Below are 6,869 nucleotides of genomic sequence, written 5' to 3'. Positions count from 1 at the left end.
ATTGCATAGTGGCCGGGCTTTCGGGTATTTCCGGTTCCGTGGTGGTGGGTGACAATGTCACTATGGGCGGCGGCGTCGGGCTTGCGGATCATCTGACGATTGGTACAGGTGCCAAGCTTGCCGCCAGAAGTGGATTTATGAGCAATGTTCCCGCCGGCGAGATATGGGGTGGCTATCCGGCACAGCCGATGGCGGAAGCCATGCGAGAGATAGCCATGTTGCGCACGATGGCCAGAGCACGCAAGCAGGGCAAGGACAATGGCTGACATGGTGGCGGCGACAACGCTGGAAGCGGTTGACATATTGGGGCTGATGAAGCTCCTGCCGCACCGTTACCCCTTCCTCATGATCGACCGCATCGTGGACATCGATGGTGACGACTCCGCTATCGGCATCAAGAACGTGACCATAAACGAGCCGCATTTTCAGGGGCATTTCCCGGAGCAGCCGGTGATGCCGGGCGTGCTCATCGTCGAGGCCATGGCGCAGACGGCCGGCGCCATCTGCATTCGCAGCCTCGGGGCGTCGAAACCGTCGCTGGTCTATTTCCTGACCATCGACAACGCAAAATTCCGCAAACCGGTCGTTCCCGGCGACCAGTTGAAGATCCATGTCAAGAAAATCAAGAAGCGCGGCAACCTGCTCAAATTCGCCTGCGAAGCCCTGGTCGAAGGTACCAAGGCGGCCGAGGCCGAGATTTCAGCCATGATGGTCACCGGCGACTGACGATCGAGTGCCTATGAAAATCAAGACGTCAATCCATCCTTCCTCCGTCGTCGAAGAAGGCGCCCAGATCGGCCAGGGGGTACGCATTGGGCCGTTCTGCCATGTCAGCGCCGATGCCGTGATCGGCGACGGTGTCGAACTGGTCAGCCATGTCTCGGTGATGGGCGCTACCACTATCGGGGCGTCGACCAAGGTCTATCCGATGGCGATCCTGGGCGCGCCGCCGCAGAATACCAAGCACAAGGGCGGCCGCACCACACTCGTCATCGGCGCCAACTGCACCATCCGCGAAGGCGTGACCATGCATGTCGGCACCGACACCAGCCGCGGCGAAACGACGGTGGGCGACAATGGCAATTTCCTTGCCTACGCCCATATCGCCCATGATTGCGCCGTCGGCAAGAACGCCACCTTCGCCAACGGCGCGACGCTGGGCGGACACTGCGAAATCGGTGACAACGTCTATATTGGCGGCCTCAGCGCCGTCCATCAATTTGTGCGCGTTGGCGACAACGCCTTTCTTGGCGGGTGCTCGGCTTTTGTTGGTGATGTCATTCCCTATGCCATCGCGGTCGGCAACCGCGCCAGCTTGCGCGGCTTGAACATCATCGGCCTCAAGCGCTCCGGTTTGCCGCGTTCCGAAATCTATCTGCTGCGCAAGGCCTACAAGACGATCTTCGACCGCTCCCGCACCGTCGGTGAGAATATCGAGTTCGCCAAGGCCGAGTTCGCCTCGTCACCAACTGCAATGAAGATCATCGATTTCATCACCAGTCGCGGCAAGCGGCACTATGCGGTGCCATCGCTAAAGGGCGGCGATGGCGACGTCACCGATGACGAAGGCTGAGGCCAGCTCGGCAGGCTTCGTTCTCGCGCCGGGCGCCAGGGTCGGCATCATTGCCGGCGGCGGCAGCCTGCCGGTCGAAGTCGCCGAAGGGCTGGCGGAGGGCGGACATCCGCCCGTCATCATCTTGGTCGAAGGCCAGGCCGACCGTCAGTCCGAGCTCACGGTCTATGAGCATGAAAGCCTTGCCCTGGAAGACATCGGCTCGCTGGCTGCCTTGCTGAGGCGCCGGCGGATCAGCCATCTCGTGCTTGCCGGCGAGATCAGGCGCAGGCCGCGTCTGATCGACATGCGCCCGAGCTTCGGCCTGCTGGCTGTGATATCCTCCGCCGCCATGGCGCTTGCGCGCGGCGATGACGGCCTGTTGAAGATATTGACCCGAGGCCTGGAGGCGCGCGGCATCAAGGTCGTCGGCGCGCACGAAGTCGTGCCGAAACTTGTCGCGACTGAGGGCCGCTGACCAAGGCAGTGCCGCGAAAGTCGGACTGGCGCGACATCGAGGCGGCGCATGCGGCGGCAAAGGCCATCGGCGCGCTCGACATCGGCCAGGCCGCTATTGCGATCGGCGGTCGCGTCATTGCCCTGGAAGGCATCGAGGGCACCGGCGGTCTGCTCGAGCGGACGCAGCAACTGCGTGGCCATGGCAGGCTCGCCGGCAAAACGCGCGGCGTCCTGGTTAAATGCGCCAAGCCCGGCCAGGAACTGCGCGCCGATCTTCCCTCTATCGGCCCGCAAACGGTCGAGGCGGCGCATGAAGCCGGCCTTGCCGGCATTGCCGTCGAAGCCGGCCGCTCGTTGATCCTCGAAGGGCCGACTGTCGTTGCGCGCGCCAATGCGCTCGGTCTGTTCGTGATCGGCCTGCCGGCCGCGGGGCCTGCCCATGGCAGCTGAGAAGCCGCTGAAGATCGCGATCGTCGCCGGCGAAGAATCCGGCGACCTGCTTGGCGCCGACATCGTCCAGGCCCTGAAACGCATGACCGGGCGCGAGGTGCGCCTCGTCGGCATTGGCGGGCGGCATCTGCGGGCGCTTGGGCTGGCGCCGCTGTTCGACGGATCAGAGATCGCACTGATGGGGCTCAGCGCCATCCTGCGCGACCTGCCGCGCCTGATGCGGCGGATCAGCCAGACGGCAAGTGCCGTCGCCGCTGAAAAGCCCGACTGCCTCATCACCATCGACAGCCCTGACTTTTCGCTGCGCGTCGCCAAAAAGGTTCGAGCCGCCGATCCGAACATCCCGATCGTCCACTATGTCTGCCCGAGCGTCTGGGCGTGGCGGCCGGGCAGGGCGGCGGCGATGAAGCCCTACGTCGACCACATACTGTGCATCCTGCCTTTCGAAGTGAAGGAACTCAGCCGCCTCGGTGGCCCGCCCGGCACCTATGTCGGACATCGCCTGACGCATGATCCCGGCGTACTTGGCGCGGCCAAGGCGCAAGGCCAGCCGCGCGATCTCTCGGGCGATCGTGTCAAGACGCTGCTCGTCCTGCCGGGATCGCGGCGCGGCGAAGCGAGCCGGCTTATTGGTCCGTTTGGTGAGACGGTCTCGGCATTGCGGGCGCGCGGACATCGCTTGCGCCTGCTGTTGCCGACGGTGCCGCATGTCGCTGACCTGATCAAAACATCGGTCGCTCGCTGGGATGAAAAGCCTGAGATCATCCTTGAGCCTGAGCGCAAATGGCAGGCCTTCGGCAAAGCCGATGCGGCACTGATCGCCTCGGGAACAGTGTCGTTGGAACTGGCGCTGTCCGGCGTGCCGATGATCTCGTGCTACCGGCTCGATCCGGTGATGCGCATGGCCCAGGGGCTGGTCACGGTGTGGAGTGCGGCCCTGCCCAATCTGATTGCCGACCAGATCGTGGTGCCGGAGCACTACAACCAATATGTGCGGCCGCGCTATCTGGCGCGGCAGCTCGAGGCGCTGTTTTCAGACACCGGCTACCGAGCCTGGCAGAAGGACGGCTTTGCGGAAGTGGCAAGGCGGATGGCGACCGACAGGCCCTCCGGCGATATCGCTGCGGAGGTGGTGATGGGGTGCATCAAGAGCAATCAGTAGGCAGTGGGCAGGCCTATTCCCTACAGCCCAATCCCTATTGCCTCATCTCTTCGCAATCGGTACGTAGTCGCGCTCCGGCGCGCCGGTGTAGAGCTGGCGCGGGCGACCGATCTTCTGGCGCGGATCCTCGATCATTTCCTTCCACTGCGCGATCCAACCGACCGTGCGGGCGACCGCGAACAGCACGGTGAACATGGTGGTGGGGAAGCCCAGCGCCTTCAGCGTGATGCCGGAGTAGAAGTCGACGTTCGGATAGAGCTTCTTCTCGATGAAATAGGGATCGGTCAGCGCGATCTTTTCCAGCTCCATCGCGATGTCGAGCAGCGGATCATCCTTGATGCCGAGCTCGCCCAGGACCTCATGCGCCGTCTTCTGCATGATCTTGGCACGCGGATCGTAGTTCTTGTAGACGCGGTGGCCAAAGCCCATCAACCGGAACGGATCGTTCTTGTCCTTGGCACGGGCGATGAATTCCGGGATATGATCGACATGGCCGATCTCGCCCAGCATGTTGAGCGCCGCTTCGTTGGCGCCGCCATGGGCCGGGCCCCACAAGCAAGCGATCCCGGCGGCAATGCAGGCGAAGGGGTTGGCGCCCGAAGAGCCGGCGAGACGAACGGTCGAGGTCGAAGCGTTCTGCTCGTGGTCGGCGTGCAGGATGAAGATGCGCTCCATGGCGCGCGCCAGCACCGGGTTGATCTTGTATTCCTCGCACGGCACGGCAAAGCACATATGCAGGAAGTTTGCCGCGAAACCGAGATCGTTCTTCGGGTAAATGAAGGGCTGGCCGATGTGGTACTTGTAGGCCATGGCCGCGATCGTCGGCATTTTGGCGATCAGGCGCATGGACGCAACCATGCGCTGGTACGGGTCGGAGATGTCGGTCGAGTCGTGATAGAAGGCCGACAGCGCGCCAACCACGCCGCACATCACCGCCATCGGGTGCGCGTCGCGGCGGAAGCCGGTAAAGAAGCGCGACATCTGCTCGTGCACCATGGTGTGGCGCGTCACGCGGTAATCGAAATCGTCCTTCTGCGCCTTGGTGGGCAGTTCGCCGTAGAGCAGGAGATAGCAGACTTCGAGGAAATCGCCATGTTCGGCCAATTGGTCGATCGGGTAGCCGCGGTGCAGGAGGATGCCGGCATCACCATCGATGAAGGTGATTTCCGACTCGCAGCTTGCCGTCGAGGTGAAGCCGGGGTCATAGGTGAAAGCGCCGGTGGTGCTGTAGAGCGAGGCGATGTCGATGACGTCAGGTCCGACCGAGCCGCTTCGCACCTTGAATTCGTGGGTCTTGCCGGCGAATTCGAGCGTTGCCGTGGCCTCTTGGCCGCCCACATCCAGTTTTTTCGCAGCTTCGGTCATTGCAAACTCCTTCTTGTTTCCTCATGCCGGCAAAGGCAAATTCCGCAGAGCGACACGTCGAAATCACCGCAATGCGCGTCTTCGCCACCGCATTCTAGGAGGTGCGTGCCAGATTGGGCCAAGACATAATGTTGCACTGCGAAACGCGCCTTTCAATGCCAATCTTCTTGGGCCAGTTTGCTGCTAATCGATTTGATCCGCTATGCGGGCCAGGCTTTCCTCACGCCCCAGCACGGCCAGCACGTCGAATACGCCCGGTGAAGTGCTTTTGCCGGTCAAGGCAGCACGCAACGGCTGGGCCACGGCACCAAGCTTATGGCCGCCAGTCAGGGCGTACTCGCGGATGGCGGCCTCAGCCGTGGCCGCCGTCCACTCACCCGACAGCGACTTCAAAGCTTCGTGAGCGCCGCGCAGGATCTTGCGGGCATCGTCATTGAGCAGGAGCGCCGCCTTGTCGTCGATCGGCAGCGGCCGCGCGGCAAACAGGAAGGCAGCGCCGTCGACGAGCTCGACCAGCGTCTTGGCGCGCTCCTTCAGGCCCGGAAGGGCTGCCAGCAACTGCGCCTTGTTCTTCTCGTCGAGGCGCGCCGCCATCGCCGGGCCGCCCTCCAGATAAGGCAAGGTGGCGATGAAAATGTCGAACAATTCGGAATCGGCCATGCGGCGCATATGGACGCCGTTCAACGCCTCGAGCTTAGCGAAATCGAAGCGCGCCGCGCCCTTGTTGACGTCGCCGATGTCGAACCACGAGATCATGTCCTTGATCGACATGATCTCGTCGTCGCCATGGCTCCAGCCGAGACGCGCCAAGTAATTGAGCAGGGCCTCCGGCAGATAGCCCATGGCGCGATAGGCCTCGACACCAAGCGCGCCGTGGCGCTTCGACAGTTTGGCGCCGTCGGCGCCATGGATCAGCGGGATATGCGACATCGAAGGCACGTCCCAGCCCATGGCGTTGTAGATCACGGTCTGGCGGGCGGCGTTGGTCAGGTGATCATCGCCACGGATGATGTGGGTGACGCCCATGTCGTGGTCGTCGACGACGACGGCGTGCATATAGGTCGGGTTGCCGTCCGAGCGCAGGATGATGAAGTCGTCGAGATCCTTGTTGGGGAAGCGCACCTCGCCCTGGACCCGATCCTGCACCACCGTCTCGCCCTCGGTCGGTGCCTTGATGCGGATGGCGCCCCTGACGCCGGCGGGTGCCTCCGACGGATCGCGCTCACGCCAGTGGCCGTTATAGCGTGGCGGCAGGCCCTTGGCGCGTGCTGCCTCGCGCATCGCCTCGAGCTCGGCTGAAGTCTCGTAGCTGTAATAGGCCTTGCCCAGCCGCACCAGTTCCTCGGCCACCTCACGATGGCGCGGCGCCCGCTCGAATTGGGAAACCGCATCGCCGTCCCATGACAGGCCGAGCCAGGTCAGGCCGTCGAGAATGGCTGATGTGGCCGCATCGGTCGAACGCTCCCGATCGGTGTCCTCGATGCGCAGCAGCATCGTACCGCCGGTATGCTTGGCATAGAGCCAGTTGAACAGTGCCGTGCGCGCGCCGCCGATGTGCAGATAGCCGGTCGGCGAGGGGGCAAAACGGGTGATGACCTTGTCGGACATGGAACTCTCGGAAAACGTCTGAAGCTGGGTGCGGAGGGCGCGGACTTTCGCGCTTCGCGCGTTCATGTAGCATAGGGTGTCGAGGGCGCAAGGGGCAGACCCGATGACTGGACGAGGCCGGGGCTCGGATCGGGGCGAGGGCGCCATTGTCGGCGTCAGCGAACGGTCCTTGTTTGCGACGCCTCCGGCGATCCCGCTGCCATCGCCGCTCGTGGCTGCGCCCGCAACCCAGCCGTTGCAAGCGGGCTTGCCGGCGCCAACTCCGTCTCCTGC

At 63.5% G+C, this 6,869-nt stretch carries 5 protein-coding genes and 2 pseudogenes; 5 read left to right on the top strand and 2 right to left on the bottom strand.

Annotated elements, in window-relative coordinates; all coding sequences use genetic code 11:
• The 5 genes and pseudogenes from EOA36_RS22345 to lpxB form a co-directional block, all read left to right on the top strand.
• Positions 1-266: pseudogene (locus EOA36_RS22345) on the top strand (UDP-3-O-(3-hydroxymyristoyl)glucosamine N-acyltransferase); the annotation flags it as partial.
• On the top strand, positions 259-726 hold the full coding sequence (gene fabZ, locus EOA36_RS22340; RefSeq protein WP_015317790.1) for a 3-hydroxyacyl-ACP dehydratase FabZ: 468 nt from the start codon (positions 259-261) through the stop codon (positions 724-726). The pseudogene EOA36_RS22345 and the gene fabZ, both read left to right, overlap by 8 nt.
• A 13-nt stretch (positions 727-739) precedes the next feature.
• On the top strand, positions 740-1,573 hold the full coding sequence (gene lpxA, locus EOA36_RS22335; protein ID WP_127279457.1) for an acyl-ACP--UDP-N-acetylglucosamine O-acyltransferase: 834 nt from the start codon (positions 740-742) through the stop codon (positions 1,571-1,573).
• Positions 1,545-2,461 (top strand): annotated as a pseudogene (gene lpxI / locus EOA36_RS22330) (UDP-2,3-diacylglucosamine diphosphatase LpxI). The gene lpxA and the pseudogene lpxI overlap by 29 nt, the downstream one beginning before the upstream one ends.
• On the top strand, positions 2,451-3,623 hold the full coding sequence (gene lpxB, locus EOA36_RS22325) for a lipid-A-disaccharide synthase (RefSeq protein ID WP_127279456.1): 1,173 nt from the start codon (positions 2,451-2,453) through the stop codon (positions 3,621-3,623). Before lpxI ends, lpxB begins: the two are co-directional and overlap by 11 nt.
• A gap of 42 nt (positions 3,624-3,665) precedes the next feature.
• On the opposite strand, the gene gltA is transcribed toward lpxB, so the two are convergent.
• Both gltA and gltX read right to left on the bottom strand, forming a co-directional pair.
• On the bottom strand, positions 3,666-4,988 hold the full coding sequence (gene gltA / locus EOA36_RS22320; protein ID WP_015317794.1) for a citrate synthase: 1,323 nt from the start codon (positions 4,986-4,988) through the stop codon (positions 3,666-3,668).
• 183 nt (positions 4,989-5,171) lie between these two features.
• Positions 5,172-6,596, bottom strand: coding sequence for a glutamate--tRNA ligase (gene gltX / locus EOA36_RS22315; protein WP_127279455.1), 1,425 nt, complete (start codon positions 6,594-6,596; stop codon positions 5,172-5,174).
• Between the last annotated feature and the right edge of the window lie 273 nt (positions 6,597-6,869).

It is taken from the genome of Mesorhizobium sp. M8A.F.Ca.ET.021.01.1.1, assembly GCF_003998025.1.
Taxonomy (GTDB): Bacteria; Pseudomonadota; Alphaproteobacteria; order Rhizobiales; family Rhizobiaceae; genus Mesorhizobium.
Note: the sequence above shows the minus strand (reverse complement) of the source record. Positions and strands in the feature narration are given on the sequence as shown.

Bases quoted from the DNA above. Each gene is read 5' to 3' on its own strand.
- fabZ (WP_015317790.1), top strand. From the start codon at position 259: ATGGCTGACATGGTGGCGGCGACAACGCTGGAAGCGGTTGACATATTG.
- lpxA (WP_127279457.1), top strand. From the start codon at position 740: ATGAAAATCAAGACGTCAATCCATCCTTCCTCCGTCGTCGAAGAAGGC.
- lpxB (WP_127279456.1), top strand. From the start codon at position 2,451: ATGGCAGCTGAGAAGCCGCTGAAGATCGCGATCGTCGCCGGCGAAGAA.
- gltA (WP_015317794.1), bottom strand. From the start codon at position 4,988: ATGACCGAAGCTGCGAAAAAACTGGATGTGGGCGGCCAAGAGGCCACG.
- gltX (WP_127279455.1), bottom strand. From the start codon at position 6,596: ATGTCCGACAAGGTCATCACCCGTTTTGCCCCCTCGCCGACCGGCTAT.